Below are 26,225 nucleotides of genomic sequence, written 5' to 3' on the forward strand. Positions count from 1 at the left end.
GTGCTGCTCAGCCTGCTGCTGCTGCCGCTCTATATCCCGGTGCTGATCTTCGCCACCTCCGCCATCGATGCGGCGAGCATGGGGTTGCCCTACGGGGGCCAGCTCGCGATCCTGGGGGCCATGCTGGCGGGGGCCCTGACCCTGACGCCCCTGGCCATCTCGGCGGCACTGCGGGTCAGCGTCAATTGATTGATTATCAAAAAAAGCTTCTTTTGAGGCTGTTTTGTGAAGAATATAATTGAGATAGATCAAGGGGATGGCTGCTTATTGCTTTGGGGGGATATGATGTTTCCCGCCGGTGGGTATGGTAGCCCTCGCCACTTAAAAATTAATAACTGAAAGGTTCCGTGAGCTATGTGGAAATGGTTGCACCCTTATGCCAAACCCGAGCGCGCCTATGGGCTGGCCGGCACCCTGCTGCCCTGGTTTGTCGTGACAAGCCTGCTTGCCTTCATCATAGGCACGGTCTGGGGGCTGGCCTTTGCCCCCGCCGATTATCAGCAGGGAGACTCTTTCAGGATCATCTACATCCACGTGCCTGCCGCCATCCTCTCCATGGGGGCCTACTCAACCATGGCGGTGGCGGCCTTCATCGGGCTGGTGTGGCAACTGCGCATGGCGGACATGACGGTGGCGGCCATCGCCCCGGTGGGCGCCGTGTTCACCTTCATCGCCCTCTTCACCGGCGCCGCTTGGGGCAAGCCCATGTGGGGCACCTGGTGGGTGTGGGATGCGCGCCTCACCTCCGAGCTCATCCTGCTGTTTCTCTATCTTGGCGTTATCGCCCTCTACAACGCCTTCAGCGACAAGGTGGTGGCGGGTCGCGCCGCCGGCATCCTGGCGCTGGTGGGGGTGATCAACCTGCCCATCATTCACTACTCGGTGGAGTGGTGGAACACCCTGCATCAGGGCGCCTCCATCACCAAGTTTGACAAGCCCTCCATCTCCCCCGAGATGCTGTGGCCCTTGCTCATCATGATATTGGCGTTTGCGGCCTTCCTCGGGGCCCTGACCCTGATGCGTTTCAGGAATGAACTCCTGATGCGGGAGTGGCATCGTCCCTGGGTCGCCGACATCGCCAGCCAGGAGAAGTAAGCATGCACTTTGCCTCATTCAGCGACTTCATGGCCATGGGCGGTTACGCCTTCTACGTATGGCTCTCTTTCGGTCTGACCGCGCTCTGCCTGGTCGGCATCGTCATTTCCACCCGGTTGAAAACCCGCAACCTGCTCGGTGAATTGCGCAACAAGCAGGCCCGCGAGGCCCGTCGCAAGGCGGCCCAGCAGATGGAGAACACCCTATGAACCCGAGACGCAAGAAACGCCTCACCATCATTCTGGCCATCAGCCTGGGCCTCGCCAGCGTGATCGGCCTGGTGCTCTATGCCCTCAGCCAGAACATCGATCTCTTCTATACCCCGAGCGAGCTGGTGGAAGGCAAGGGACCGGACAAGATCAAGCCGGAAGAGGGGCAGCGCCTGCGCATCGGCGGCCTGGTGGTTCCGGGCTCGGTACAGCGCGATCCCCAGAGCCTCAAGGTGTCCTTCAAGCTGGTGGACAACGGTGGCCATCTGGTGACGGTGGAGTTCGATGGCATCCTGCCGGACCTGTTCCGCGAGGGGCAGGGCATCGTCGCCCAGGGCACCCTCAAGGATGCGACCACGGTGGCCGCTTTCGAGGTGCTGGCCAAGCACGACGAGAACTACATGCCGCCGGAAGTGGCCGACGCCACCAATGGTATGCACTTCAAGCCCGAATATACCGAGGCACAGTTGCAAGGGGCCAAGCAATGATCCCGGCAGCCTTGACCCTGTGTTCACCTCGTGTCGCCGCCGAATCGGTATGTCTCATCGTGCAATCGAAAGGAAATAGTCAATGATCCCCGAAGTAGGGCAGTTCTCACCGTCTTATGCCTGTGCACCGGTTCTGGTCGCGGCGCAATTGAAAGGAAGTCAGCCATGATCCCTGAACTGGGGCAATTCGCACTGATCCTGGCCTTTGCCACCGCTCTGCTGCTGGGCAGCTACCCGCTGCTCGGGGCCAAGTGGGGGCGCCTCGGCATGATGTCGGCGGCCCGTCCGCTCGCCTACAGCCAGTTCCTGCTGCTGTTGCTCTCCTTCCTCTGCCTCACCTGGGCCTTCGTCGACAACGACTTCACCGTGCAGTACGTGGCCACCAACTCCAACAGCCTGCTGCCGCTGCAGTACCGCATCTCGGCGGTGTGGGGGGCCCACGAGGGTTCCCTGCTGCTCTGGGTGCTGACCCTGGGGGGCTGGACCGCGGCCGTGGCCCTGTTCAGCCGTCGCCTGCCGCTCGATGCGGTGGCGCGGGTGCTGGGGGTGCTCGGTCTCATCTCGGTGGGCTTTACCGCCTTCGTGCTGTTCACTTCTGACCCCTTCACCCGCACCCTGCCGTACTTCCCGGTGGATGGGCGCGACCTCAACCCCCTGTTGCAGGATCCCGGCCTCATCTTCCACCCCCCTATGCTCTACATGGGTTACGTGGGCTTCTCGGTGGCCTTCGCCTTCGCTATCGCCTCCCTGATGACGGGCAGGCTCGATGCCACCTGGGCGCGCTGGTCCCGTCCCTGGACCATGGCGGCCTGGGTCTTCCTGACCCTGGGAATCGTGCTCGGCTCCTGGTGGGCCTATTACGAGCTTGGCTGGGGCGGCTGGTGGTTCTGGGATCCGGTGGAAAACGCCTCCTTCATGCCCTGGCTGGCGGGCACGGCTCTGCTGCATTCCCTGGCGGTGAGCGAGAAACGCGCCACTTTCAAGGCCTGGACAGTGCTGCTGGCGCTCTCGGCCTTCTCTCTGAGCCTGCTCGGCACCTTCCTGGTGCGCTCCGGCGTGCTGGTGTCGGTCCACGCGTTTGCCTCCGACCCGACCCGCGGCCTTTTCATCCTGGGCTTCCTGCTGGCGGTGATAGGCAGCTCCTTGCTGCTGTTCGCCTTCAAGGGCTCCCAGGTGAAGAGCCACGGCAAGCACGAGCTGTGGAGTCGCGAGACCCTGCTGCTCGGTAACAACATCCTGCTGGTGGCGGGCCTGCTCACCGTGCTGCTCGGCACCTTGTTGCCGCTGGTGCACAAGGAGCTGGGGCTCGGCAGCATCTCCATCGGTACCCCCTTCTTCAACCACATCTACAGCTGGCTCATCATCCCGTTCGCCCTGCTGCTGGGGGTGGGTCCGCTGTTCCGCTGGCGCCGTCAGGAGCTCGGCGAGCTCAAGGGCAAGGTGGTGCTGGCCCTGGGGCTGAGCCTGGTCGCCGCCTTCGGGTTGCCGCAGCTCTTTGCCGGGGAGTTCAAGCCCTGGGCCGCGCTCGGCATCGGTCTGGGTAGCTGGATCATCATCACCAGCATCCAGGAGACCTGGGTGCGAGCCACCCACAAACACAGCTTTGCCACCGGGGTGCGCAAGCTCGGCAACAGCCATTGGGCCATGATCCTGGGCCATGTGGGGCTCGCGGTCAGCATCATCGGCATCGCCTGCACCCAGAACTACAGCATCGAGAAGGACTTGCGGATGCAGGCCGGTGATCGGGTGCACTTCGCCGATTACGAATTCGTGTTTGCCGGGACAGCCGAAAAGAACGGCCCCAACTACGACGGCTTCAAGGGGGTGCTGGAGGTGCACAAGAACGGCAAGCAGGTAGCCCTGCTCAAGCCCGAGAAGCGGATGTACAAGGTGAGTCGCATGCCGATGACGGAAGCCGCCATCGACGCCGGCTTCACCCGGGATCTCTATGCAGCGCTTGGCGAGCAGCTCGACAACGGCGCCTGGGCGGTGCGGATCTACTACAAGCCCTTCGTGCGCTGGATCTGGTTCGGCGGCGTCTTCATGGCCATCGGCGGCGTGCTGGCCATGCTGGACAAGCGCTACCGGTTCGGCCGTCGTGACGAGGAGGCCAAGGCATGAGCAAGAAGACCTGGTTATTTCTGCTGCCCTTCATCATCTTCCTGATGGGTGCCGTGTTCCTGTTCAAGGGGCTCTACTCCGACCCCACCAAGCTGGAATCCGTGATGGTGGACAAGGAGGTGCCCGTGTTCACCCTGCAGGACATCTATGACCTCGACAAGCAGCATGACAGGAGCATCTTCAAGGGGCGTCCCATGCTGCTCAACGTCTGGGCCACCTGGTGTCCGACCTGCTATGGGGAGCACACCTACCTCAAGCAGCTGGCGGGGCAGGGCATTCCCATCGTCGGCATGAACTACAAGGATGAGCGGGACAAGGCCATCAAATGGCTGGCGGAGCTCGGCAATCCCTATGAGGTCAATCTCTACGATCCGGACGGCATGTTGGGGCTGGATCTCGGGGTTTACGGCGCGCCCGAGACCTTCTTCATCGACAGCCAGGGCATCATCCGCTATCGCCACGTGGGGGACGTCAATCCCGAGATCTGGGCCTCGACCCTCAAACCCATCTTCGATGCCATGAAGTGAGGGCAACTCTGATGAAAACCCTTATTGCCTCCCTGTTGCTGCTGGCGGGCTTGTTCGGCGCCGGTCAGGCCAGCGCCGCCATCGACGTCTACACCTTCGACAGCGATGCCCAGGAGCAGACCTTCCGCGAGTTGACCAAGGAGCTGCGCTGTCCCAAGTGCCAGAACCAGGACATCGCCGATTCCAATGCCGGGCTCGCCAAGGATTTGCGGGACAAGACCTACCAGATGGTACGCGAGGGCAAGGAGAAGCAAGAGGTGGTGGATTACATGGTGGCCCGTTACGGCAACTTCATCCTGTATGATCCGCCCCTGATGGCCTCCACCCTGATCCTCTGGCTTGGCCCCCTGCTGGTCATCGTCATCGGCGCCACCACGGTCGTGGTGCGCAGCCGCCGTGCCCCGGCGGCGACAAAACGAATGGATAACGCCCTGAGCGAAGAAGAGCGGCGCCGTCTGGCCGAGTTGCTCAAAGAGGAAGAGAAACAATGACCGCATTTTGGATAGTGATCGCGGCCCTGCTGGTGCTGGCGAGCCTGGCGCTGATCCTGCCGCTGTGGCGCGGCGAGGGCAGGCAGAGCATCAGCCGCTCGGCGCTCAACAAGCAGCTCTACCGTCAGCGTCTGCTGGAGATAGGCGAGGAGCGTGAGCAGGGGATACTGGCCGAGGAGTCCGAGTCCTTGGTGGAGCTGCAACGCAGCCTGCTGGACGACATCCCCGACGTGGAGCAGAGCGCCCGTGGCGGCAAGAGCCTGACTTGGATTCCGGGTGTGCTGGTGCTGGTGGTGGTGAGTCTGGGGCTTTATTACAAGCTGGGGGCCTGGCAGGAGGTGAGCCGCTGGCAGGATGCCAGCAGCCGGCTCGGGGAGCTGAGCAACCGTATCCTGGTGGAGCGGGATAGCAATGTCACTGAGCAGGATCTGCTGGACTTCACCCTGGGGCTGCGCACCCGGCTGAAAGAAGAACCGAGCGACTATCGTGGCTGGCTGCTGCTGGGGCGTCTGACCCTGGATGGCAATGACCCCGAGATGGCCCGCGAGGCGCTGGAGCGGGCCTACTCCCTGGCCCCGCAGAAGGCCATGGTGGCGGTGCCCTATGCCCAGGCCCTGATGATGACGGGGGAGGAGGCCAGAGCGGATCAGCTGCTGCAGGCGGCTATTGCCCAGGATCCGGCCAACATAGAGGCGCGCTCGGTTCATGCCTTCATGGCGCTGCAGAAAGAGGACTTCCAGACCGCGCTGGTTCGCTGGCGAGCCATGTTGCCGCTGCTGGAGCAGGGCTCGACCCGCCACGCCATGGTGGAGCGCTCCATCGAGTATGCCGAGCAGCAGCTCAAGCAGCGTGGCATGGCGGCAACCCAAAGCAAACAGGCACAAACCCAGGTACTGGCGGTGAAGGAAGGGGAGTTCCCGTTGCACATCACTCTGGCGCCAGGCATCCAGTTGCCTGAGGACGCTCACCTGTTTGTGTTTGCGGTGATCCCCAACGGCCCACCCATGCCCATCGCGGTCAAGCGCATCCCGGGCCCGCAGTTGCCCCTCACCCTGTCACTGGGGGATGGGGATGCCATGATGCAGGGCAGCAAGCTGGCGGCTCATCCCGAGCTGCAGTTCAAGGCGCGCCTCTCCCGGGGCGGCAACGTGATGAACAAGGAGGGCGCCTTCGAGGGGGTCTCGGTCACGGTATCGACGAATGCTATCCCCACAGCGCCGATTGACATCCGCATCGATCACGCACTCTAATACCTCTTTTACATAGGTAGCCCGCCCCTGGAGGGGCGAGCTACCTATAATTCATGGCAATTCCCAATAAAAAGCTTAGGACTTTCATATGTATCTGCGTTCAGGAGCATTGGCAGTGGCACTGCTGTTGGGGGGCTGTGCGGGTGGCCCTCCCAAGCCGGGTCCAGAGAGCCTGGATCTCAAGGAAACCCCCAGCCGTCCCGAAGCGACCAGCACGGCCAGCGATCCCCGTGACCCCTTCCAGGGCGCCAACCGCGCCATGTGGGCCGTCAACTATGACGTGCTGGAGCCCTATGTGGCCCGCCCCGTGGTCCATGGCTATGCTCGTTATGTGCCGCAGGGGGTGCAGGACGGTATCGCGAATTTCGTGGATAACTTCGACGAGCCGAGCAGCATGGTCAACCACCTGCTGGTCGGTGACCTGAAGGGGGCGGGGACCAACCTGGGCCGCTTCACCCTCAACACCACAGTGGGTCTGCTGGGCATCTTCGACGTGGCCAGACATGCCGGCCTCGAGCGCAACATGCTGGAAATGGACACCGTACTCGGCAAGGCGGACATCGGGGATGGTGCCTACATCATGGTGCCCGTCTACGGCCCGACCACCACCCGCGAGCTGGTGGGGGATACCATCGATACTGTGTACTTCCCCTACGCGCTGCTGACTTTCCCCATGAAATTCATTCACTGGGCGCTGGATGGCCTGGGTACCCGCGCCAAGCTCATCGATCAGGAGCGGATCATCGACAATGCGCTCGATCCTTATGCCCTCACCAAGGACTTCTACCTGCAGTACAACGACGGCAAGGTGACGGGTCGCCAGCCTGAGCTCAAGCAGCAGGGCCAGCAGGAGGATGACAGCAACCTGGACGAGTATCTGGACGAGATAGACCAGTAAGGTCAATGGTTATCAGAAAGGCGCCCATGGCGCCTTTTTCGTTGCTTTCCTGCCATAAAAAAACGCCCCGCAGTGCGGGGCGTTTTGGCATGAAGCGGCTATCAGGCAGCCAGGTTCTTGGCCACGAATTCCCAGTTGACCAGGGCCCAGAAGGTTTCCATGTACTTCGGACGCAGGTTGCGGAAATCGATGTAGTAGGCGTGCTCCCACAGGTCGACGGTCAGCAGCGGGGTGGTCCCGGCTTCGGTCAGCGGGCAGCCGGCGTTGGAGGTGTTGACGATGGCCAGGGAGCCGTCGGCTTTCTTTACCAGCCAGGTCCAGCTGGAACCGAAGTTACCGATGGCAGACTTGGTGAACGCATCCTTGAACTCGGCGAAAGAGCCGAATGCCTTGTTGATGGCATCGGCCAGGGCGCCGGTAGGCTCGCCACCGCCGTTCGGGGAGAGGCAGTGCCAGTAGAAGGTGTGGTTCCAGATCTGGGCGGCGTTGTTGAAGACACCGCCGGTGGAGGTCTTGATGATCTCTTCCAGAGACTTGCCTTCAAACTCGGTACCCGGCACCAGGTTGTTCAGGTTGACCACGTAGGTGTTGTGGTGCTTGCCGTGGTGGTATTCCAGGGTTTCCTGGGAGATGTGCGGTTCCAGAGCATTGATTGCATAGGGCAGAGCGGGAAGTTCGAATGCCATTTTCTACTCTCCATTGGCTGGTCCGTGCGAAGGCGACGGTTGCAAGACATTGCATACTCTTTTCTATGTTGAAAAGAATTGTTCTTGAAATGATGGGGCCTGAATGGCCCAAAGCCCGTCGATTGTAGCAGCATCAAAGATGAGCGAACAACTCTTGATTCTCGCCATGATCCGGATCAAGCTGCGACGTATTGATTCATCACTTCTTGCATTCGGGACCGTTTGCCAGTTTGTGGTCTGCCCGGTTTGCAGTAGAATGGCCGCCGAAATCGCTCTAGTGAGGCATTTATGGAAACTATTGAAAAGATCAAACAGCAGCTGGCTGAGAATCCCGTCATCCTGTACATGAAGGGATCCCCCAAGCTACCCAGCTGCGGTTTCTCTGCCCAGGCCTCCCAGGCCCTGATGTCCTGTGGCGAGCCCTTTGCTTACGTCGACATCCTGCAAAACCCGGACATCCGTGCCGAGCTGCCGAAATTTGCCAACTGGCCGACCTTCCCGCAACTGTGGGTCGAGGGTGAGCTGGTCGGTGGTTGCGACATCATGATCGAGATGTTCCAGGCTGGCGAGCTGCAGACCCTGATCAAGGAAGTGGCCGCCAAGCACAAGCAGGATGATGCCGCCGCCGAATAAGGTCGCATCCGCATCATGCAAAAAGGGGAGCCATTGGCTCCCCTTTTCTATGGGTACGCAGGGCCTCAGCCGATGCGCTCGATCCGTGCCATATAGAAACCGTCGAAGCCGGTCTCGGAGGGGCTGACGGTGTGGTCATCCCGCAGGCGGTAGTTTTCGTTGGCCGCGAGGAATTTGTCCACCTGTTGACGGTTCTCCTGGGGCAGGATGGAGCAGGTTGCATAGACCAGCAGACCACCCACCTTCACCATCTGGCTGTAACGCTGCAGGATCTCTTCTTGCAGGGCAACCAGCACCGGCAATCGCTCGGCGGTATCACGCCACTTGGCATCCGGATTGCGCTTGAGTACGCCAAGACCGGAGCAGGGCACGTCCAACAGCACGCGGTCGGCACTCTCTTTGAGGCGCTTGACGGTCTTGCTGCTGGTGATGACCCGGGTCTCCACGTTGTGGGCACCGGCGCGGCGAGCGCGTTGCTTGAGGTTCTCCAGCTTCCACTCTTCCACGTCCATCGCCAGCAGGCGGCCTTTGCCCTCCATCATGGCGGCGATATGCAGCGTCTTGCCACCGGCACCGGCACAGGCGTCGATGACGCGCATGCCCGGGGTCACTTCCAGCGCGGCCGCGACCAGCTGGGAGCCGGCATCCTGCTGCTCGAAGCAGCCATCGGCGAAGGCCTTGGTGCGGAACAGGGCGGCGTCAGAGGTGACCTGCAGGGCAGCATCCACCCCGTCGACGGGGATGGTGGTGACGTGCTCTTTGGCCAGAATGGCCTGCAGCTCTTCCCGGCTGCACTTGAGGGTGTTGACCCGCAGGTAGCGCTTGGGCATCCAGGCCAAGGCAGCACGCTCGGCGGGCCAGGCGTCACCCAGCTGCTCGCTGCCGAGTTTTTCCAGCCAGGAAGGGCAACCATCCATCAGCACCGGGTTCTTTTTGGCCTCGGTCAGACGGCGACGGAACGCCTCTTCGTTGAAGCGATCCAGGGTCGGGTTGTTGGGCTGGGCAATCTTGTGGAAGGCGTGCCAGCTGTGCAGCAGCGGCCAGACATTTTTTTCGGCCTGACGCACCTGGATGCCGGTGAGGAAGCAATAGAGACTGAGACGACGCAGCAGGTCGCCGGTGACCAGGGCAATCCTTGCCTGTTCTTGCGGTTTGAGTTCGATGCCGGAGAAGTGACGGGCATAGGCGCGGTCGAGGGTAAGACCCTGACCCAGCACATCGTCAACGATGGCAACGACCAGATCCCCGAAACGGGGCAACAGTGGGGATTTGAGCATGAGATTAACCTTGGCCAAAAAAGGATGAACCGGCCCGTGACACAGGAGGGTTCTGAAACGGACAAATCCGCGCCATGATAGGGGCTAGACTGCATTGGTGCAACCGTCCCCATTCGGGGAATGTACAGCGGATGGTGCTGGACTTCTCACTGTGGCAGGAAAATGATGCTGAGGCAGTTCAGGCGAACGCATTGAAAAAGGAATAAAAAGATGCAGTTGATGAAATACTCTCCGCTGGCGCTGCTGGTGGCCGGTCTGATGAGCACCACCGGCCTGGCCGCCAGTGAGTGGAATACGGTGGCGGCAAAGGCCACCGCTGCCGATGGCTATGAGGTGCGAGCCAGCCAATATCGCATCGCCACCGTACCGGCCGATTACTTCGCCGGTTTGCTGGGAGGGGAGCATCGACTGGCCCTGCCGCTGCCGGATGGCAAGGAGGTGACCTTCAGCCTGCAGCCCTATGATCTGCTGCCGGCGGACCTCGCCGCCAAGTACCCCGGGATCCGGACCTTCAAGGGACACGACGAAGCAAACCCGGTCGAAACCGGGCGTGTCGATCTCGGCCCCCAGGGTTTCCACGCCATGTTCAGCCACCAGGGCCGGATGGTGTTTGTCGATCCCCTGCGCAACGGCGAGGGTTATGCGGTCTATTACCAGCAGGATGCCCACAGCCGGCTGGAAGAGGAGGCCGATCGCGTCATCGGCAGCAAGGCCGGCACGTTGGCCCGCCAGGTGCTGGTGGATGGCAACGAGCGCAAGCGCTACGTCATCGCCATCTCGGCGGCGGGGGAGTACACCCAGTATCACGGCGGGACTGTGGAGGCCGGTCTCGGTGCCATTACCACCCTGCTCAACCGGGTCAACGAGGTGTACCAGCGTGACGTGGCAGCCGAGTTCCAGCTGGCCAGCGGCAACGACACCATCATCTTCACCGACGCGGCCACGGATCCCTTCTTCAACGGGGATGACCCGTCCGGCTCTGGCCTGAGCGACGTCGACGTCAACATGCAGGTGCAGGCCGTGGCGCAGACCCAGGGGCTCGGTGCCTTCGACATCGGTCACGTGGTGAACACCGGGGGCGGTGGGCTGGCGGGGCTGGGAGTGCTCTGCACCGCGGATAAATCGGCAGGCATGACCGGTTCCTCGAACCCGGTGGGAGATGCCTTCTTCATCGACTACGTGGCCCACGAGATTGGCCACCAGTTCGGGGCCGACCATACCTTCAACGGCACCACCGGCAGTTGCGGTGGCGGCAACCGGGAGGCCAGCCAGGCCTGGGAGCCCGGCAGCGGCAGTTCCATCATGGCCTATGCCGGGATCTGCGGGGAAGAGGACCTGCAGGCCAACAGCCTGCCCTACTTCCACAGCAAGTCCATCGAGCAGATGCGGGCGCACATGGCCACGGTGTCGAGCTGCGGCACCACCCAGAGCCTCACCAACAATGCGCCTCAGGTGGCCGCAGGCAACGACCATGTGATCCCGGCCAACACCCCCTTCGTGCTCAAGGGGGCCGGCACCGATCTGGATAACGACGCCTTGAGTTACACCTGGGAGCAGATCGATCTCGGCACCGAGTCCTTCAGCGTCGCCAGCATGGTGGACGACGGCAGTCGTCCGCTGTTCCGTTTCGTGGCGCCGACCAGCGTGCCGGAACGCACTCTGCCAAGCCTTCCCTCGTTGCTCACCAACACCCTGGCGAAGGGGGAGGCTTGGCCTGCCACCAACCGTGAGCTCAACTTCCGCCTCACGGCTCGGGACGGCAAGGGGGGTGTCAGCAGCGACGACATGAAGATCCAGGTGGTCAACACCGGCAAGGCCTTTGCCCTGACCAGTCCCCTGGTGACGCCGCTGGCAGCCGGCCAGACGCAGACCATCGACTGGGACGTCGCCGGTACCAACGCGGCCCCCATCAACTGCAGCAAGGTGGATCTCTACATGACCCGGGACGAGGGGGTGAACTGGACCCTGCTCGCCGGCGGCCAGCCGAACTCGGGGTCGGCGAGTGTCGCCATTCCGGCGGGCAGTGACGGCACCGCCAGGCTGAAAGTGGCCTGCAGTGACAACCTCTTCTTTGCCATCAGTCCGCTCAAGCTGTCGGTGACCCAGCGCGTGGAAGGGGGTGGCGGTGGTGGCGGTGCCCTCGGCTTCTGGACCCTGGCCCTGGCGTTGCTGGGCTGGCAACGGAGGCGGGCATGAGACTGGCCGGTGTGCTGCTGCTCACCCTGATAGGCGGCTGCCAGGCCGATGCCGACGCCCTGGATCAGGCGATCAGTGCCAGCCTGGCCAAGCAGGATTACCGGCTGATCGTGCGGGCCGGGCGTGGCGAGGTGGCACCCGGCATTGCGGTGGGTGAACAGGCTGCAGCCAAGGCCCGTTGTGGCGTGCGCTATCTGGACGGGTTCGGCGATGTCATCAAGCCGGATCAGAAAGAGGCACATGCCAGGCTGAGCACTTATGCCAGTGAGTATAACCAGCTCATGGTGACGCATTGCCCGGCAGCATCGGGTGCTGACAAGCAGTAATACACCAATATACCCATCCAGATGAGGGGCACTTCTGCCCCCAGGTTATCCGTGGAGGCGCCAATGGCGCCTTCATTTTTCCGCTTTTGAACGGAGTCCGCTTGTTTCACCGGAGGTGTGGAGATCGGTAGTAGCAGGTTTTTTAAGCGTGATAGCGGTTTTGTGCGGATTTTCTTTTCTGTCTGTGACGCAGATCGGCCATTTACGCTGCACCATACTTGGGATCACCAAGGTAGGGCAAGGAGGCTCTATGAAGCATGGCATTGTGGTGATTATCACCAGTTTGTCTGTTCAGGTTGCGGCAGAACCCCAGTGGACCTTCATGGATGAGAGCGCGGCAAGGGGGGGCGCCTATGATGTGCGAGCTGACAAGGTCAGAGTGGTCGTTCCGGACAAGCCTTTTGAACCCGGGCATCTTGCCAGTGTGTTGACCTTGCCACTCCCAGATGGCACTACGGTGCAGTTTGATGTTCATCCCAATACCCTGCTTCCTGACTCGTTGGCCCAGCGTTACCCTTCTATCAATACCTACAATGGCAAGGCCATCGATCAGGCCACGGATACCGGTCGATTCGATGTCACCATGCATGGTTTTCACGGTTTGTTTACTCACCGGGGGCGTACCTTTTACATCGATCCGCTTCAGGACGGTTTCTCCTATGCCGTTTATGAGCAGCAGGATGCCTGGCGGCGACAGGATGTGGATCAGGTGCTGGATTCTCTGGGAGTCGATCGCGAGCGGGCCGTGCTGGTCGATGGCAATTTGCGCAAGCGCTACACCATCGCTATCTCGGCAACCGGTGAATATACCCAGTATCACGGTGGCACCAAGGTCGCTGCACTCTCGGCCATTGCAACACTGCTTAATCGGGTCAACGAAGTCTATCGCCGTGAAGTGGGTGCCGAGTTTCAGCTTGCAGCCGATACGGACAAGGTGATTTTCACCGATCCTGCAACGGATCCCTTCACCAACTCGACCCAGGATATCGCCATCAACCAGACCCAACAGGGGCTACTGTTAAATCCAACCTTTGATTTGGGCCATCTGCTGGCGACATCCGGTGGCGGCGTGGCGACCCAGAGATCCCTGTGTAACCCCTTCAGCCGTTCACGGGGCATGACGGGGGGCTCACCGCCTGTCGGCGATGCCTTCTTTATTGATTATGTGGCGCATGAGCTGGGGCATCAGTTGGGGGCCGAACACTCTTTCAACGGCACGGCCGACAGTTGTGCAACGGGTCGCAAGGCTCACTCAGCCTGGGAGCCGGGCAGTGGCTCGACCATCATGGCCTATGCCGGGATCTGTGGTGAAGAGAATCTGCAGATCAACAGCAGCCCCTTCTTTCACAGCAAGTCGATCGAGCAGATGCGCACCCTGATGGCCTCTTTGCCCTCCTGCGGCACAGATCTGGCTCTTGCCAATAATGCGCCGGTCGTGGATGCGGGGGGCGATCGGGTGATCCCCGCCAATACTCCTTTCACACTGGTCGGCAGCGCGCTGGATCTGGACGGTAATCCCCTGAGTTACACCTGGGAGCAGGTTGATCTTGGCAATGCATCCTACAGTGTGGCGACCATGGTGGATGATGGAACCCGCCCGCTGTTTCGTTTTGTCTCTCCGACATCGGAACCCCACAGAACTTTGCCCGCCATGAGCTCGCTGATCTCGGGTGTATTGGCCAAAGGAGAGGCGTGGCCTGCGACCAATCGTAACCTTCAGTTCCACCTTACTGTGCGCGATGGGCAGGGGGCGGTGAGCAGTGATGAAATGGTGGTACAGGTGATCAATACCGGCGCGGCATTTGCTATCACTGCCCCACAGGTCGGCACCATGGTTGCGGGTAGTACCCAGATGGTGACATGGGATGTTGCAGGGACCGATCAGCCTCCCATTAACTGCTCTCGCGTGGATTTGGCACTGACACAGAATGGCGGCTCTAGCTGGACTACGCTGGCAAGCGGTCTGGCCAATAACGGCTCGACCAGTGTGGTGTTGCCTGCATCGTTGACCAGCACGGCCAGGCTGAAGCTGGCATGCAGCAATAATATTTTTTTCTCTATCAATGGAATAAAAGGTAATGCGTCGGCTACGACGGAGAGTGCAAGCGTGATTAACAATAACAGTGCGGGTGGCGGCGGTGGTGGCGGCGCAGTAAGTCTTATCGTGATCTTCCTGATGGGAGGGGCAGCCGGATGGCGCAGATATTACGGCTAGTCGCCAGTTTGCTGCTTCTGCATATATGCGCAGAACAGGTTGTGGCCGCCTCTATGACCGAGACAATAGAGGAGAGTCTTGCCGCTCAGGATTATCGGCTCATCGTACGCGGCGGGCGTGGCGGCATGGCCCCAGGAGTTGTGGAGTCACTGCAAGCAGAAGCGAGAACCCGGTGCGGGGTGCGTTATCTGGAAGGATTCGGCGATGTGATTGAGATAGGCAAGGAGGCGGAGTTCAAGCAGCGGATTGACTATGCCACCCGATATAACCGACGGATGCTGGAAAAGTGCATGCCAGAGGCGATTGAGAGGTAATTGAGAGGTAATAGTGTGCAGGTAAGCACAGCGGGGAGGCAGTTGCCTCCCCGCTGCGTTATGGCTTGTCACTGGCAGACGGGCGGAGCACAATGCCTGCGTCACTCTCTTGATGGTCGTGGAACCATTATTTATTTGAAGGAAAATCAAGATGATGGATGTTGCTGATCTGCGTCGCGAATACACCAGGGGCGGACTGCACCGGGTCGATCTGCCGGCCGAGCCCCTCGCCCTGTTCGAGAAGTGGCTGGCCCAGGCGTGCGAGGCCAGGCTGACCGATCCCACCGCCATGGTGGTGGCGACCGTGGATGCCGAGGGGCAACCCTGGCAGCGTACCGTGCTGCTCAAGCATTACGATGCCGAGGGGATGGTCTTTTACACCAACATGGGCAGCCGCAAGGCACACCAGCTGGAAGGCAACCCGCGTATCAGTCTGCTCTTCCCCTGGCACACCCTGGACCGTCAGGTGCACGTGACCGGTCGGGTGGAGAAGATGAGCACCTTCGAGGTGATGAAGTACTTCCACAGCCGCCCCAAGGACAGTCAGATAGCCGCCTGGGTTTCCAAACAGTCGACCCGCATCTCGGCCCGTGGCGTGCTGGAGGCCAAGTTCCTCGAGCTCAAGCAGAAGTTTGCCAATGGCGAGGTGCCGCTGCCGAGCTTCTGGGGTGGTTTCCGGGTGCGGATCGAGACGGTGGAGTTCTGGCAGGGGGGTGAGCATCGCCTGCACGATCGCTTCTATTACAGCCGCGAGGGGGATGGCTGGCACATCGAGCGCCTGGCCCCCTGATGAACATAGCCCGGCTCAAGAACTTCACCGAGATAGTGAAGAACAACTTCAACATCTCGGCGACGGCGGAGAAGCTCTACACCTCCCAGCCGACCCTCAGCAAGCAGATGAAGATGCTGGAGGAGGAGCTGGGGCTGGCGCTGTTCACCCGCAAGGGCAAGAACCTGGCGGGCCTGACCCCCATGGGGGGAGCAGGTGATGGAGCTGGCCAAGGGGGTGGTGGCCTAGGTCGAACAGATTGGCCAGCTCTCCCTCGGTGACCAGCTGGCCACCAGCGGGGTGCTGCGCATCGCCACCACCCACACCATGGCCCGCTACAAGCTGCCCGCGGTGATCACCGCTTTCTCCCGCCGCTACCCAGCGGTGAGCATCCAGCTGCATCAGGGGGCGCCGGCCCAGCTGGCACAGATGGTAGAAAACGGGGACGTGGAGATGGCCATCGCCACCGAGTCCATGCACCTGTTCGAGGAGCTGGCGACCGTTCCCTGTTACCGCTGGGGGCGCGGCGTGGTGGTGCCCCACGGTCATCCGCTGCTCGACTGCCAGCCGCTGGCCATGGCGGATCTGGCCCGATATCCCCTCATCACTTATGTGTTCGGCTTCACCGGCAGCTCCAAGATGGACAAGGCGTTCGGCCGTCATGGCCTCAGTCCCCGCATCGTGCTGACCGCCACCGACAGCGACATCATCAAGCACTATGTGCGCCTCGGCATGGGGGTGGGAGTGATCGCCACCTCGGCGTTCGACGAGGCGGACAGGGAGAGCCTGGTCTGTCTCAACATCGATCATCTGATCGCCTCGAGCACAGCCCATGTCTGCCTGCGCAGGCACGCCCATCTGCGGGACTACATGTACGACTTCATCCACCTCTATGCTCCCCATGTGAGCCGGGAGACGGTGCAGCTGGCGCTGCTGAACCAGTCGCTCCCCACCAGTGCGGCGACCCTGCCCTGGTTGTAGCGCCGGATCTATGCCGCGGCGCGACATGGCAGGGATAGAAAGAGAGGCGTAATGGACAGGCGTCGAGGGTGCAGGGTGACGAGGCCCTCTTCCCCGAGCAGTGAGGTGAGGGGCTGCGGGAATGAGGTCAGAGAGCGATTCCAGCTGGGCGACATCGCTGGCGTGAAGGCGGTCATGGTCCTGTTCGATACGCATAAAAAATCCGAAACCAAATCAACTGGTTTCGGATTTTTACACCGCAGAGGGTCGGTCAATGGCCCCTGGATTGCCCGACATTAACGCCGCAGCGTCCCTTCTTGCTGTTTCTGCCGGGATCATCCCCCCCGCTGAAAGCGGAAGCGCTTCTTGCGCCGGTAGGGATAGACATCCTCGAACACCCCCTCCTTGATGTTGCCCTGCAGCATCTTCCAGTAGTTGGCATCAAACAGCTCCTTGTGCACCTGCATCATGATCTCCCGCACCTGGGGCTTTTGCAGCAGGAAGGTGGCGAACTCCTCGGGGAAGATGTCATTGGGGGCCACCGAGTACCAGGGCTCGGCGCTCCACTCGTCCTCCGGGTAGCGTGGCGGCGGGATCTGGCGGAAGTTGCACTCCGTCATGTAGCAGATCTCGTCGTAGTCATAGAACACCACCCGGCCGTGGCGGGTCACGCCGAAGTTCTTGAACAGCATGTCGCCGGGGAAGATGTTGGCCGCCGCCAGCTGCTTGATGGCGTTGCCGTACTCCTCCAGCGCGAGCCGGGTCTGCTGCTCGTCCGCCTGATCCAGATAGAGGTTGAGCGGGATCATCTTGCGCTCGGTGTAGAGGTGCTTGATAACCAGCTTGTCGGCCGTAATGGTGAGCGCCGAGGGGGCCACCGACTTGAGCTCGGCCAGCAGTTCGGGGGAGATGCGATCGAGGGGAAACTCGAAGTTGGTGAATTCCTGGGTGTCGGCCATCCGGCCCACCCTGTCGTGCTGTTTCACCAGCCGGTATTTCGCCTTCACCTGCTCGTGGCTCACGTCCTTGGGCGGCGTGAACTCGTCTTTTATCACCTTGAACACCACATCGTAGGAGGGGAGGGTGAACACGCTCATCACCATCCCCTTGATGCCGGGTGCGATGACGAACTGCTCCCGGCTCTGGGCCAGGTGTTGCTGGTAGTGGCGATAGAGCTCGGTCTTGCCGTGCTTCTGGCAGCCGATGGCGTTGTAGATCTCGTAGTCCGGCTTGCGGGGCATGATCTGGCGCAGGAACAGCACGAACAGGGCCGGCACCGGGGCATAGACCATGAAGTAGGCGCGGGCGAAGCCGAATACGATGGAGGCCAGCTCAGGCTCGAAGATGACGGTGTCCACATAGATGCTCTGGCCGGTGCTGAGCAGCGGCAGGATGAAGGGATGCACCTCGCCTTTCACCCGAATGAGGCCCACCAGATAGGCCCCCTTGTTGCGGTAAAACACCTCCTTCAAGAGCTCGATGGCGAATGGCTCCTCGTGCAGTATGGCCGGGCCGCTCTCCGCCAGATGGCGGTGAATGTCGATGATGTCCCGCTGCTTGTCCTCAAAGGGCAGGGTGAAGCTGTAATCCCCGAGCAGCTGGCTCAGGGTCTGCGGCAGGTGGGCAAGGTCGGTGCGATAGACTCGCAGCAAGGCGCTCAGATCCGGGTGCTCACCCCGACTGCGAAAGGGGTGGATGTAGAGATTCTCGTCGCGGATGTTGCGATGGCGGAAGATCCGGCGATAGACGGAGTTGAAGAAGGACTCCGCCACCTCGAAGTTCTCGCAGCGGGGCAGCAGATCGCTGAAGGCCCCCTTCACCTGCTTGAGCAGGGCCTGGGTCGGCAACTGCTCCCCCATCATCTGCTTGATGAGGGCGGTGGTGGCACCGACGTGATGATCATAGAGGCGAATGCGCTCGCGCCCGGCGAGCTGCACCCCCAACCAGTCGCTGTTCTCGAAGCGGCTCTTGCTGCCCTGGGTTATCTCGAGAAAGCGGCTGTAAAACGACTCGAAACGCTGCAAGATCGTCTCGGCGACCGCCTGTTCCAATGGCTGCTGCATCTCTCTCTTCCTTGTGATGTATCGGGCCGATGGCGTCTGTGCCGGTAGGCAACGGGCTCACTCGTCCGGCCACTATGGCAACATCCAAACATCTGTTCAAGTGGCAATGTTCGGGGATAAACGGTAGATTGCGCCCCTGTTTTACCGGCGGTTTGCTGCAGTTCGCGGCGTCGGCCCTGTTCAGGAGAAACCCGATGAAACTCTATTTTGTACTGGTAGCCCCCGCTCGCGCGGCCAATGTGGGTGCGGCCGCTCGCGCCATGAAAACCATGGGCTTCGATGCCATGCGACTGGTAGGGAGCCGGGTACACGAAGAGGAGGAGGCGAGCTGGGTCGCCCATGGCGCCCAGGAGATCCTGACCGAGGCACGCGCCTTCGACACCCTGGAGGAGGCCCTTGCCGACATGGATCTGGTGGTCGCCACCACGGCCCGCCAGCGTGGCCGTTATCAGCACTACCTCACCCCGGCCGAGATCCGCGATCAGATCCGCGCCAAGCCTTCCCTCGAAAAGGTGGCCATCGTGTTTGGCTGCGAGGAGTCCGGCCTCTCCAACGAGCAGCTTGCCCAGGTGGACCTCATCAGCTATCTGCCCCTCAAGGTGAGTTATCCCTCTTTGAACCTGGGGCAGGCGATCATGCTGTATGCCTACGAGATGAGTCCCCTGCTGGACGAGCCCGAGGCCGTAGCAGAAAATTTTGATGGTACCGGGCAGGTTCGCGTACTCAAATCAAAAACAGCAGAATTGCTTGGTGAACTCGGAGTTTATCAGGATGAAAAGCTGCATCAATGGGTGATGGACCGAGTACCCATGCTGCCGCAGCGGGATCTGAATATGCTGCATCTGCTCTGCAAAGACCTCGCCCGCAAGTTTGGCAAAGAGGTTTAGGTTGACAGCCCAAGGTCCGGCAAGGTATTGCTAACAACCAGTTTCGTTCAAGAGTGTTCGTCATGCAGCTATTCACCAACATCATCACCACCACCATTATTACCGGTACCACCACAGGTGGCACTGGGGCCGGTTGATGCGCTGACGAACAAGCACAGAAATCTTAAAAGGCCCGTACCCACCCAGTACGGGCCTTTTTGTTGGATTGGTTTTTAGATTGCATTTCATAGATTTACAGGGAGAGAAAGCGATGAGAGTATTGAAATTTGGCGGGTCGTCACTGGCCGACGCAGAGCGTTTCTTACGGGTCGCCGATATCGCGGTGAACACCCACGGCCAATCCCAGGTTGCCCTAGTGCTGTCGGCTCCGGCCAAGGTGACCAACCACCTGGTGGCCCTGGTAGAGCAGACCAGTCGTGGCATGGATGCCAGCAATACCCTGTTTGAAATCAACGGCATCTTCTCCCGCCTGCTGGCGGGTTTGAAGGCGGCCTACCCGGCGCTGGATGACAAGGCGTTGCAGGCTCGCCTCACCGCCGAGCTGGATCAGGTAGAGCGCCTGATGCAGGGCATCCGCCTGCTGGGGCTCTGCCCGGACAATGTCCAGGCCCGCATCCTGAGCCGGGGGGAGAACCTCTCCATCGCCTTCATGCACGAGTTGCTGCGGGTGCGCGGTCTCGAACTGGATCTCATCGTGCCGGAGCAGCTGCTGGTGACCGACGGCGGTTACCTCGAAGCCCATGTGGACATCGAGGCCTCCCGCCTGCGCTTTGCCGCCAAGGGCTTGCGCTCCGATTGCCTCTACCTGATGCCGGGCTTCACCGGTGGCAGCGACAAGGGCGAAACCGTGCTGCTGGGCCGTAACGGCTCCGACTACTCCGCCGCCGTGCTGGCCGCCTGTGTGGATGCCGAATGCTGCGAGATCTGGACAGACGTCGAGGGTTGCTACAACTGTGACCCGCGCCTGGTGCCGGACGCCTACCTGCTCAAAACCCTCTCCTATAAAGAGGCGATGGAGCTCTCCTACTTCGGCGCCAAGGTGTTGCACCCGAAAACCATCGCCCCCGTGGCCCAGTTCCACATTCCCTGCCTCATCAAGAACAGCTTCAACCCGCAGGGGCCGGGGACGCTTATCGGCGTCGAGCAGGGGGATGATGACCTGAAAGTGAAGGCCATCTCGGATCTCTCCGGCATGTGCATGTTCAACGTCTCCGGCCCCGGCATGAAGGGCATGGTGGGCATGGCGGGCCGGATCTTCTCCGCCGTCTCCCGCGCCGGGGTCAGCATAGTGCTGATCACCCAGTCATCCTCCGAGTACAGCGTCAGCTTCTGTATCCACAGCTACGACAGCGACAAGACGCGCAAGGTGCTGGAGCGTGAGTTCGAGCTGGAATTCAAGAACCAGCTGCTGGACCCGCTCGAGATCATGACCGATCTGGCCATCATCTCCCTCATCGGGGACGGCATGCGCACTTCCAAGGGGATGGCGGCACGCTTCTTCACCTCCCTGGCGCAAGCCTCCATCAACATCGTCGCCATCGCGCAAGGGTCGAGTGAGCGCTCCATCTCGGCGGTGGTGCGGGATCGCAAGGTGGCGGAAGCCATCAAGGCGTGCCACCAGAACTTCTTCGGCAGCCAGCAGTTCATCGATCTCTTCGTGGTCGGTGTGGGTGGCGTCGGTGCGGCCCTGGTGGATCAGATTGCCCGCCAGCAGCCGGTACTGGCCGAGCAGGGCACCGGCCTGCGGGTGGTGGGTATCGCCAACAGTCGCCAGATGGCGGTCAACAAGGATGGCTTGAATCTCGCCAACTGGCGTGAGCAACTGGTGGAGGCCCGTGACAGCTTCAGCCTGGAGGCGGTGAAGAAGCTGGTGGAAGAGAGCCACCTCATCAACCCGGTGATCGTCGATTGCACCTCGAGCGAGGCCGTTGCCGTGCAGTATGCGGACTTCCTGGCCGCCGGTTTCCACGTGGTTACCCCGAACAAGAAGGCCAATACCGGGTCGCTGGATTACTACAAGGCGCTGCGCCGCACCGCCCGTCAGACCCGTCGCAAGTTCCTATACGAAACCAACGTAGGCGCGGGCCTGCCGGTCATCGAGAACCTGCAGAACCTGATCAAGGCCGGTGACAAGCTGCGCGCCTTCGACGGCGTGCTGTCCGGCTCGCTCTCCTTCATCTTCGGCAAGCTGGACGAGGGGATGGCGTTCTCCGAGGCGACCCAAATCGCCCGCAGCAACGGCTTCACCGAGCCGGATCCCCGCGACGATCTCAACGGCATGGACGTGGCCCGCAAGCTCTTGATCCTGGCCCGCGAGGCCGGCATGGCGCTGGAGCTGTCCGACGTGGAAGTGGAGCAGGCGTTGCCGCCGGGCTTTGACGTCAGCGGCGATGTGGAAGCCTTCATGGCCCGCCTGCCCGAGGCCGACGGCTGGTTCCGCGACCAGTTCGCGGCCGCCCAGCGTGAAGGCAAGGTGCTGCGCTATGTGGGCTCCATCGAGGGGGGCAAGTGCAAGGTCGCCATCAAGGCGGTCGGCGCCGACGAGCCCCTGTTCAAGGTAAAAGACGGGGAGAACGCGCTCGCCTTCTTCTCCACCTACTACCAGCCCATCCCGCTGGTGCTGCGCGGCTATGGCGCAGGGACCGAAGTGACCGCCGCCGGCGTCTTCGCCGACGTGCTGCGCACCCAGAACTGGAAGCAGGAGCTGTAACATGAGTTCAGCGATGAACCCCGATTTTGAACAAGATGCCATGGCGCAGGGCGGCAGCGTGGTCGCCTATGCACCGGCCTCCAGCGCCAACCTGAGCGTGGGATTCGATGTACTGGGGGCGGCGCTCGCCCCCGTGGATGGCTCCCTGCTGGGGGATCGCGTCCAGGTCAAATCGGCAGAGGTGCCTTTCGCCCTCTCCTCCGTGGGCCGCTACGCCCACAAGCTGCCGGATGATCCCAAGAAGAACATCCTTTATGACTGCTGGGTCGCCTATGGCGAGGCGCTGGAGAAGCGTGGCCTGGGCCTCAAGCCGCTGGAGATGGTGCTGGAGAAGAACCTGCCGGTGGGCTCGGGTCTGGGCTCCAGCGCCTGCAGCGTGGTGGCGGCGCTGGAAGGGCTCAACGCCTTCCACGGCGCGCCCCTCAATGAACACGACATGCTGCTGCTGATGGGGGAGATGGAAGGCAAGATTTCCGGCTCCGTTCACTACGACAACGTGGCTCCCTGTTATCTCGGCGGTATGCAGCTGGTGCTGGAAGAGCACGGCGTCATCAGCCAGGGCATACCGGTGTTCGAGCAGTGGTACTGGGTGGTCTGCTACCCGGGCACAGTCGTCTCCACCGCCGCCGCCCGCGCCATCCTGCCCGCGCAGTATCGCCGTCAGGATTGCCTCACCTACGGTCGCCGCCTGGCGGCCTTCGTGCACGCCAGCTACACAGGACAAGAGGGGCTGGCGGCCAGCGTATTGAAGGACGTGATCGCCGAGCCCTACCGTGCGGCGCTCATTGAAGGCTTCAACGAGGTGCGGGCCCAGGGCGCCCAGAACGGGGCACTCGCCACCGGCATCTCGGGCTCCGGTCCCACCGTGTTCGTGGTGATGAAGGATCTGGCCCAGGCCGAACGGATGAAAGAGTGGATGGAGGCGCACTTCGTGCGCAATGAAGATGGATTTGCCCGGGTCTGCAAAGTAGACATCGAAGGGGCACGGGTAACAGGAAGCGAGCTATGAATCTTTACAATATCAAGGACAAGAGTGAACAGGTCAGCTTTGCCCAGGCGGTGCGCCAGGGTCTGGGTCGCGAGCAGGGGCTCTTCTTCCCCGAAACCATCGCACCCCTGACCGAGGTTGATGCCCTGCTGGACTTGCCGCTGGCCGAGCGCTCCGCGCGCATCATCAGCCACCTGCTGGGGGACGAAGTGCCCAAGCCTAAGGTGAGCGAGCTGATCAATGCCGCCTTCACCTTCCCGGCGCCGCTGGTGAAGCTGAAAGACGGCACCTATGCCCTCGAGCTGTTCCACGGCCCGACCCTGGCGTTCAAGGACTTCGGCGGTCGCTTTATGGCCCAGTGCCTCGCGACCTTCCGCACCAACGACAAGATCACTATCCTCACCGCCACCTCGGGCGACACCGGCGCCGCCGTGGCCCACGCCTTCTACGGGCTGGAGGGGATTGAGGTGGTCATCCTCTACCCCAAGGGCAAGATCAGCCCCTTGCAGGAGGCGCTGTTCTGCACCCTCGGCGGCAACATCCGCACCATCGCCATCGACGGCGACTTCGATGCCTGTCAGGCGCTGGTCAAAGATGCCTTCGACGACGAGGGGCTCAAGACCGCCATCGGCCTCAACTCCGCCAACTCCATCAACATCAGCCGCCTGCTGGCCCAGGTCTGCTACTACTTCGAGGCGGTGGCCCAACTGCCCAAGGGCGATCGTGCCAAGGCGGTCATCAGCGTGCCGTCCGGCAACTTCGGCAACCTCACTGCGGGTCTCATCGCCAAGGCGCTGGGGCTGCCGGTGAAGCGCTTCATCGCCGCCACCAATGCCAACGACACAGTGCCGCGCTACTTGAAAACCGGCAGCTGGGAGCCACACCAGACGGTGGCAACGCTGTCCAATGCCATGGACGTGAGCCGCCCCAACAACTGGCCGCGCGTGGAAGAGCTGTGCCGCCGCGAAGGTTGGGCGCTGGAAACCTTGGGGTCTGGCATGCGCAGCGATGCCGAGACTCGCGATGCCCTTAAACGCCTGCACCAGCTCGATTACCTGTGCGAGCCTCACGGCGCCATCGCCTGGGATCTGCTGAATGAGCAGCTCGCCGAGGACGAAGTAGGGGTCTTCCTCTGCACCGCTCATCCCGCCAAGTTCAAGGAGTCGGTGGACGAGATCCTGGGTCTGGATGTGCCGCTGCCGGGCCCGCTCGCCAAGCACGCCGCCCTGCCGCTGCTCTCACACAACCTGCCCGCCGACTTTGGCCGCCTCAAGGCCTTCCTGCTCGGTTAAGCCGCCATGAGACGCTGAAGATCCCCCGCTTTTATATCGAGAGCGGGGGATTTTTTATGTCCGGTATAGGGCGGGGAAACCCGCATTGGATTAAGCACCATTTCACGATCAGAGCGTGAGCAGATCCTAAGGAGCACTGTATGAGCCAACATCCCCTTCGCACATTGATCGAGACCTGCGACGCAGCCATCTCCCGGCGCGACTTCGACGCCCTGATGGCCTTCTATGCAGAGGACGCCGCCCTGGTGGTCAAACCCGGCATGGTGGCGCGCGGCATTCCCGCCATCCGCCGCGCCTTCACCGCCATCTCCGATTACTTTGACGGCCGGCTTGAGGTGACCCAGGGAGCCATGGAGGTGATAGAGGGGGCCGACAACGCCCTGGTGATCATGGAGACCCGGCTGCGCTACCCGGACGCGCCAGGCGGCCTGGTGGACGAGACCCGCCGCGCCACCTATGTGTTTCGCAAAGAGCCCGGCGGGCAGTGGCGCTGCACCGTCGACAACTCCTACGGCACTGCGCTGCTGGAGAGTAAATCGGGAGAGAGTAAATCGGAGTAAATCGGCGAGTAAATCGGGACACCCACCTTTTTGACAGCGGCTTAGTCGTGTACTTGGCTTGAGAGGTCACAGCCCAGGGGGTGAGCCATGACCATTGCCCGTTCACGTCAAATCAGCCTGCAAGATACGCCTTACTACCATGTGGTCAGCCGCTGCGTGCGGCGAGCTTTTCTGTGCGGGGAAGATGCCCATTCTGGTCAGAGTTACGAGTATCGTCGCCAGTGGGTGGTCGACAAGCTGGGCCAACTGTCGCGACTGTTTGCCATCGGTATTTGCGCTTATGCGGTGATGAGCAACCACTATCACCTGGTGCTCAAAGTGGAGCCCGACACCGCAGCAAGTTGGAGTGAGCGGGAGGTGGCCGAACGTTGGGCGGCACTGTTCCAGTGGCCGCTATTGGTGCGGCGCTGGTATCAGGGGGAATCCCTGATTGAGCCCGAATGGACTGTGGTGCAACAACTGATAGGGCAGTGGCGGGAGCGGCTTCATTCCATCAGCTGGTTTGTGCGGCTGCTCAATGAAAACCTGGCACGGCAGGCTAATCGGGAAGATAGCTGCAAGGGCCATTTCTGGGAAGGGCGCTTCAAGAGTCAGGCTCTGCTCACCGAATCAGCCCTGCTGGCCTGCATGGCCTACGTTGATCTCAACCCGATACGGGCGGCATTGGCGGACCGACCTGAGGAGAGCGATTACACCAGCATCAAGCAACGCTTTGAGGGAGAGCAACCAGACGCGCCATTGCCACCTTTGTTGCTGCCATTCGCAAGCCAAGCCCAACCGGAGGGCCTGCCTTATGCCTTTATCGATTATCTAATGCTGGTGGATTGGACAGGTCGCGCGATAAGAGCTGACAAGAGGGGTTATATTCCTGCTCACCTGGCTCCCATTCTGGCGCGATTGGGCCTTGATGGTGCCCGTTGGTTGAAACAAGTGACACTGTTCAGGCGCCAGGGCATCAGAGTGGTGGGTGACAGGGAGCATTGCCAGCGCTTTGCGCAGCACTGTGGGCAGCAACGATGTCACCAGCCGCCTTGTTAATCCGTTAGATCCCGTTTTACCCCCCTTGGCATTTGTTTGGTGTTAGGCATTACCACGTCTGAACACGCGCTCACCACGTCTGAACACGTGGCCCGCCAAGTAAAAATCGCTTGCTTGCCCGATCTCTAGGGAAGGTGCGAATAAGCGGGGAAATTCTTCTCGGCTGACTCAGTCATTTCATTTTTTCAGTTTGAGCCGATCTTTTCTCCCGTAAATGCCTTGAATCAGCCTA

26 protein-coding genes are annotated in these 26,225 nt (G+C 61.3%); 23 read left to right on the top strand and 3 right to left on the bottom strand.

The window, feature by feature from the left end; translation table 11 throughout:
- The 9 genes from BN1127_RS03990 to BN1127_RS04030 form a co-directional block, all read left to right on the top strand.
- Positions 1-189 (top strand): heme exporter protein CcmB (locus BN1127_RS03990; protein WP_197069622.1); only part of this gene is annotated, 189 nt, incomplete at its 5' end.
- Between the two features lie 165 nt (positions 190-354).
- Complete coding sequence (locus BN1127_RS03995; RefSeq protein ID WP_005333032.1) at positions 355-1,095, top strand: heme ABC transporter permease; 741 nt, start codon at positions 355-357, stop codon at positions 1,093-1,095.
- A gap of 2 nt (positions 1,096-1,097) precedes the next feature.
- Positions 1,098-1,304, top strand: coding sequence for a heme exporter protein CcmD (ccmD, locus tag BN1127_RS04000; protein WP_025326268.1), 207 nt, complete (start codon positions 1,098-1,100; stop codon positions 1,302-1,304).
- The gene (ccmE, locus tag BN1127_RS04005; RefSeq protein WP_005333036.1) at positions 1,301-1,792 is read left to right on the top strand and encodes a cytochrome c maturation protein CcmE; all 492 of its coding nucleotides are present in this window, start codon (positions 1,301-1,303) and stop codon (positions 1,790-1,792) included. Before ccmD ends, ccmE begins: the two co-directional genes overlap by 4 nt.
- Before the next feature lie 165 nt (positions 1,793-1,957).
- Positions 1,958-3,913 (top strand): heme lyase CcmF/NrfE family subunit, encoded by a 1,956-nt coding sequence (locus BN1127_RS04010; protein WP_042648585.1) that lies wholly within the window; start codon positions 1,958-1,960, stop codon positions 3,911-3,913.
- Complete coding sequence (locus BN1127_RS04015; RefSeq protein WP_005333040.1) at positions 3,910-4,440, top strand: DsbE family thiol:disulfide interchange protein; 531 nt, start codon at positions 3,910-3,912, stop codon at positions 4,438-4,440. The genes BN1127_RS04010 and BN1127_RS04015 overlap by 4 nt, the downstream gene beginning before the upstream one ends.
- Before the next feature lie 11 nt (positions 4,441-4,451).
- Positions 4,452-4,931, top strand: a complete 480-nt coding sequence (locus tag BN1127_RS04020; protein WP_005333041.1) for a cytochrome c-type biogenesis protein — start codon at positions 4,452-4,454, stop codon at positions 4,929-4,931.
- Positions 4,928-6,181 (top strand): c-type cytochrome biogenesis protein CcmI, encoded by a 1,254-nt coding sequence (gene ccmI / locus BN1127_RS04025; protein WP_042648586.1) that lies wholly within the window; start codon positions 4,928-4,930, stop codon positions 6,179-6,181. The genes BN1127_RS04020 and ccmI overlap by 4 nt, the downstream gene beginning before the upstream one ends.
- A gap of 88 nt (positions 6,182-6,269) precedes the next feature.
- A complete protein-coding gene (locus BN1127_RS04030) occupies positions 6,270-7,079 on the top strand; it encodes an MlaA family lipoprotein (protein ID WP_042648587.1) in 810 nt (269 codons plus the stop codon).
- Positions 7,080-7,180: 101 nt separating this feature from the next.
- On the opposite strand, the gene sodB is transcribed toward BN1127_RS04030, so the two are convergent.
- Complete coding sequence (gene sodB / locus BN1127_RS04035) at positions 7,181-7,765, bottom strand: superoxide dismutase [Fe] (protein WP_005331469.1); 585 nt, start codon at positions 7,763-7,765, stop codon at positions 7,181-7,183.
- A gap of 288 nt (positions 7,766-8,053) precedes the next feature.
- Here sodB and BN1127_RS04040 point away from each other — a divergent pair, with 288 nt between their 5' ends.
- On the top strand, positions 8,054-8,398 hold the full coding sequence (locus tag BN1127_RS04040; protein ID WP_005331467.1) for a Grx4 family monothiol glutaredoxin: 345 nt from the start codon (positions 8,054-8,056) through the stop codon (positions 8,396-8,398).
- Between the two features lie 65 nt (positions 8,399-8,463).
- Here the strand turns inward: BN1127_RS04040 and BN1127_RS04045 are convergent, their stop codons facing one another.
- Positions 8,464-9,675 (bottom strand): RsmB/NOP family class I SAM-dependent RNA methyltransferase, encoded by a 1,212-nt coding sequence (locus tag BN1127_RS04045; protein WP_042648588.1) that lies wholly within the window; start codon positions 9,673-9,675, stop codon positions 8,464-8,466.
- A gap of 210 nt (positions 9,676-9,885) precedes the next feature.
- Between BN1127_RS04045 and BN1127_RS04050 the strand changes: the two genes are divergently transcribed.
- The 7 genes from BN1127_RS04050 (at position 9,886) to BN1127_RS04075 (ending at position 16,476) form a co-directional block, all read left to right on the top strand.
- Positions 9,886-11,871, top strand: a complete 1,986-nt coding sequence (locus BN1127_RS04050) for a reprolysin-like metallopeptidase (RefSeq protein WP_042648589.1) — start codon at positions 9,886-9,888, stop codon at positions 11,869-11,871.
- Complete coding sequence (locus BN1127_RS04055) at positions 11,868-12,197, top strand: hypothetical protein (protein ID WP_042648590.1); 330 nt, start codon at positions 11,868-11,870, stop codon at positions 12,195-12,197. Before BN1127_RS04050 ends, BN1127_RS04055 begins: the two co-directional genes overlap by 4 nt.
- Positions 12,198-12,447: 250 nt before the next feature.
- Positions 12,448-14,412: a reprolysin-like metallopeptidase gene (locus tag BN1127_RS04060; RefSeq protein WP_042648591.1), complete on the top strand. Its 1,965-nt coding sequence runs from the start codon at positions 12,448-12,450 to the stop codon at positions 14,410-14,412.
- A 53-nt stretch (positions 14,413-14,465) separates the two neighbouring features.
- A complete protein-coding gene (locus BN1127_RS04065) occupies positions 14,466-14,726 on the top strand; it encodes a hypothetical protein (protein ID WP_378002259.1) in 261 nt (86 codons plus the stop codon).
- A 151-nt stretch (positions 14,727-14,877) separates the two neighbouring features.
- Positions 14,878-15,516 (top strand): pyridoxamine 5'-phosphate oxidase, encoded by a 639-nt coding sequence (gene pdxH / locus BN1127_RS04070; RefSeq protein WP_042648593.1) that lies wholly within the window; start codon positions 14,878-14,880, stop codon positions 15,514-15,516.
- On the top strand, positions 15,516-15,776 hold the full coding sequence (locus BN1127_RS22655; RefSeq protein WP_231557438.1) for a LysR family transcriptional regulator: 261 nt from the start codon (positions 15,516-15,518) through the stop codon (positions 15,774-15,776). The genes pdxH and BN1127_RS22655 overlap by 1 nt, the downstream gene beginning before the upstream one ends.
- Before the next feature lie 19 nt (positions 15,777-15,795).
- A complete protein-coding gene (locus BN1127_RS04075) occupies positions 15,796-16,476 on the top strand; it encodes a LysR substrate-binding domain-containing protein (RefSeq protein WP_231557439.1) in 681 nt (226 codons plus the stop codon).
- A gap of 314 nt (positions 16,477-16,790) precedes the next feature.
- Here the strand turns inward: BN1127_RS04075 and aceK are convergent, their stop codons facing one another.
- The gene (aceK, locus tag BN1127_RS04080; RefSeq protein WP_042648594.1) at positions 16,791-18,518 is read right to left on the bottom strand and encodes a bifunctional isocitrate dehydrogenase kinase/phosphatase; all 1,728 of its coding nucleotides are present in this window, start codon (positions 18,516-18,518) and stop codon (positions 16,791-16,793) included.
- A gap of 194 nt (positions 18,519-18,712) precedes the next feature.
- On the opposite strand from aceK, the gene BN1127_RS04085 reads away from it, so the two are divergent.
- From BN1127_RS04085 to BN1127_RS04110, 6 genes are all read left to right on the top strand, one after another.
- Positions 18,713-19,405, top strand: a complete 693-nt coding sequence (locus BN1127_RS04085) for a tRNA/rRNA methyltransferase (protein WP_042648595.1) — start codon at positions 18,713-18,715, stop codon at positions 19,403-19,405.
- Between the two features lie 250 nt (positions 19,406-19,655).
- Positions 19,656-22,115, top strand: a complete 2,460-nt coding sequence (thrA, locus tag BN1127_RS04090) for a bifunctional aspartate kinase/homoserine dehydrogenase I (protein ID WP_042648596.1) — start codon at positions 19,656-19,658, stop codon at positions 22,113-22,115.
- 40 nt (positions 22,116-22,155) lie between these two features.
- Positions 22,156-23,124, top strand: a complete 969-nt coding sequence (gene thrB / locus BN1127_RS04095) for a homoserine kinase (protein WP_156139747.1) — start codon at positions 22,156-22,158, stop codon at positions 23,122-23,124.
- On the top strand, positions 23,121-24,395 hold the full coding sequence (gene thrC, locus BN1127_RS04100) for a threonine synthase (RefSeq protein WP_042648598.1): 1,275 nt from the start codon (positions 23,121-23,123) through the stop codon (positions 24,393-24,395). Before thrB ends, thrC begins: the two co-directional genes overlap by 4 nt.
- A 140-nt stretch (positions 24,396-24,535) precedes the next feature.
- Complete coding sequence (locus tag BN1127_RS04105) at positions 24,536-24,955, top strand: YybH family protein (protein WP_042648599.1); 420 nt, start codon at positions 24,536-24,538, stop codon at positions 24,953-24,955.
- Positions 24,956-25,042: 87 nt separating this feature from the next.
- Positions 25,043-25,993 carry a transposase gene (locus tag BN1127_RS04110; RefSeq protein ID WP_042648600.1) on the top strand — a complete coding sequence of 317 codons (951 nt, stop codon included), beginning with the start codon at positions 25,043-25,045 and terminating at the stop codon, positions 25,991-25,993.
- Positions 25,994-26,225: the final 232 nt, after the last annotated feature.

This window comes from Aeromonas media, assembly GCF_000819985.1.
Classification (GTDB): domain Bacteria; phylum Pseudomonadota; class Gammaproteobacteria; order Enterobacterales; family Aeromonadaceae; genus Aeromonas; species Aeromonas media.

What these genes read in the sequence shown, in the direction of transcription:
- BN1127_RS03995 (WP_005333032.1), top strand. Translation starts at nt 355, where the DNA reads ATGTGGAAATGGTTGCACCCTTATGCCAAACCCGAGCGCGCCTATGGG.
- ccmI (WP_042648586.1), top strand. Translation starts at nt 4,928, where the DNA reads ATGACCGCATTTTGGATAGTGATCGCGGCCCTGCTGGTGCTGGCGAGC.
- BN1127_RS04045 (WP_042648588.1), bottom strand. Translation starts at nt 9,675, where the DNA reads ATGCTCAAATCCCCACTGTTGCCCCGTTTCGGGGATCTGGTCGTTGCC.
- thrB (WP_156139747.1), top strand. Translation starts at nt 22,156, where the DNA reads ATGGCGCAGGGCGGCAGCGTGGTCGCCTATGCACCGGCCTCCAGCGCC.
- thrA (WP_042648596.1), top strand. Translation starts at nt 19,656, where the DNA reads ATGAGAGTATTGAAATTTGGCGGGTCGTCACTGGCCGACGCAGAGCGT.
- BN1127_RS04105 (WP_042648599.1), top strand. Translation starts at nt 24,536, where the DNA reads ATGAGCCAACATCCCCTTCGCACATTGATCGAGACCTGCGACGCAGCC.
- BN1127_RS04060 (WP_042648591.1), top strand. Translation starts at nt 12,448, where the DNA reads ATGAAGCATGGCATTGTGGTGATTATCACCAGTTTGTCTGTTCAGGTT.
- ccmE (WP_005333036.1), top strand. Translation starts at nt 1,301, where the DNA reads ATGAACCCGAGACGCAAGAAACGCCTCACCATCATTCTGGCCATCAGC.
- BN1127_RS04015 (WP_005333040.1), top strand. Translation starts at nt 3,910, where the DNA reads ATGAGCAAGAAGACCTGGTTATTTCTGCTGCCCTTCATCATCTTCCTG.
- BN1127_RS04050 (WP_042648589.1), top strand. Translation starts at nt 9,886, where the DNA reads ATGCAGTTGATGAAATACTCTCCGCTGGCGCTGCTGGTGGCCGGTCTG.
- pdxH (WP_042648593.1), top strand. Translation starts at nt 14,878, where the DNA reads ATGATGGATGTTGCTGATCTGCGTCGCGAATACACCAGGGGCGGACTG.
- BN1127_RS04055 (WP_042648590.1), top strand. Translation starts at nt 11,868, where the DNA reads ATGAGACTGGCCGGTGTGCTGCTGCTCACCCTGATAGGCGGCTGCCAG.
- ccmD (WP_025326268.1), top strand. Translation starts at nt 1,098, where the DNA reads ATGCACTTTGCCTCATTCAGCGACTTCATGGCCATGGGCGGTTACGCC.
- sodB (WP_005331469.1), bottom strand. Translation starts at nt 7,765, where the DNA reads ATGGCATTCGAACTTCCCGCTCTGCCCTATGCAATCAATGCTCTGGAA.
- BN1127_RS04010 (WP_042648585.1), top strand. Translation starts at nt 1,958, where the DNA reads ATGATCCCTGAACTGGGGCAATTCGCACTGATCCTGGCCTTTGCCACC.
- BN1127_RS04065 (WP_378002259.1), top strand. Translation starts at nt 14,466, where the DNA reads ATGACCGAGACAATAGAGGAGAGTCTTGCCGCTCAGGATTATCGGCTC.
- BN1127_RS04110 (WP_042648600.1), top strand. Translation starts at nt 25,043, where the DNA reads ATGACCATTGCCCGTTCACGTCAAATCAGCCTGCAAGATACGCCTTAC.
- thrC (WP_042648598.1), top strand. Translation starts at nt 23,121, where the DNA reads ATGAATCTTTACAATATCAAGGACAAGAGTGAACAGGTCAGCTTTGCC.
- BN1127_RS04040 (WP_005331467.1), top strand. Translation starts at nt 8,054, where the DNA reads ATGGAAACTATTGAAAAGATCAAACAGCAGCTGGCTGAGAATCCCGTC.
- BN1127_RS22655 (WP_231557438.1), top strand. Translation starts at nt 15,516, where the DNA reads ATGAACATAGCCCGGCTCAAGAACTTCACCGAGATAGTGAAGAACAAC.
- BN1127_RS04020 (WP_005333041.1), top strand. Translation starts at nt 4,452, where the DNA reads ATGAAAACCCTTATTGCCTCCCTGTTGCTGCTGGCGGGCTTGTTCGGC.
- BN1127_RS04085 (WP_042648595.1), top strand. Translation starts at nt 18,713, where the DNA reads ATGAAACTCTATTTTGTACTGGTAGCCCCCGCTCGCGCGGCCAATGTG.
- aceK (WP_042648594.1), bottom strand. Translation starts at nt 18,518, where the DNA reads ATGCAGCAGCCATTGGAACAGGCGGTCGCCGAGACGATCTTGCAGCGT.
- BN1127_RS04030 (WP_042648587.1), top strand. Translation starts at nt 6,270, where the DNA reads ATGTATCTGCGTTCAGGAGCATTGGCAGTGGCACTGCTGTTGGGGGGC.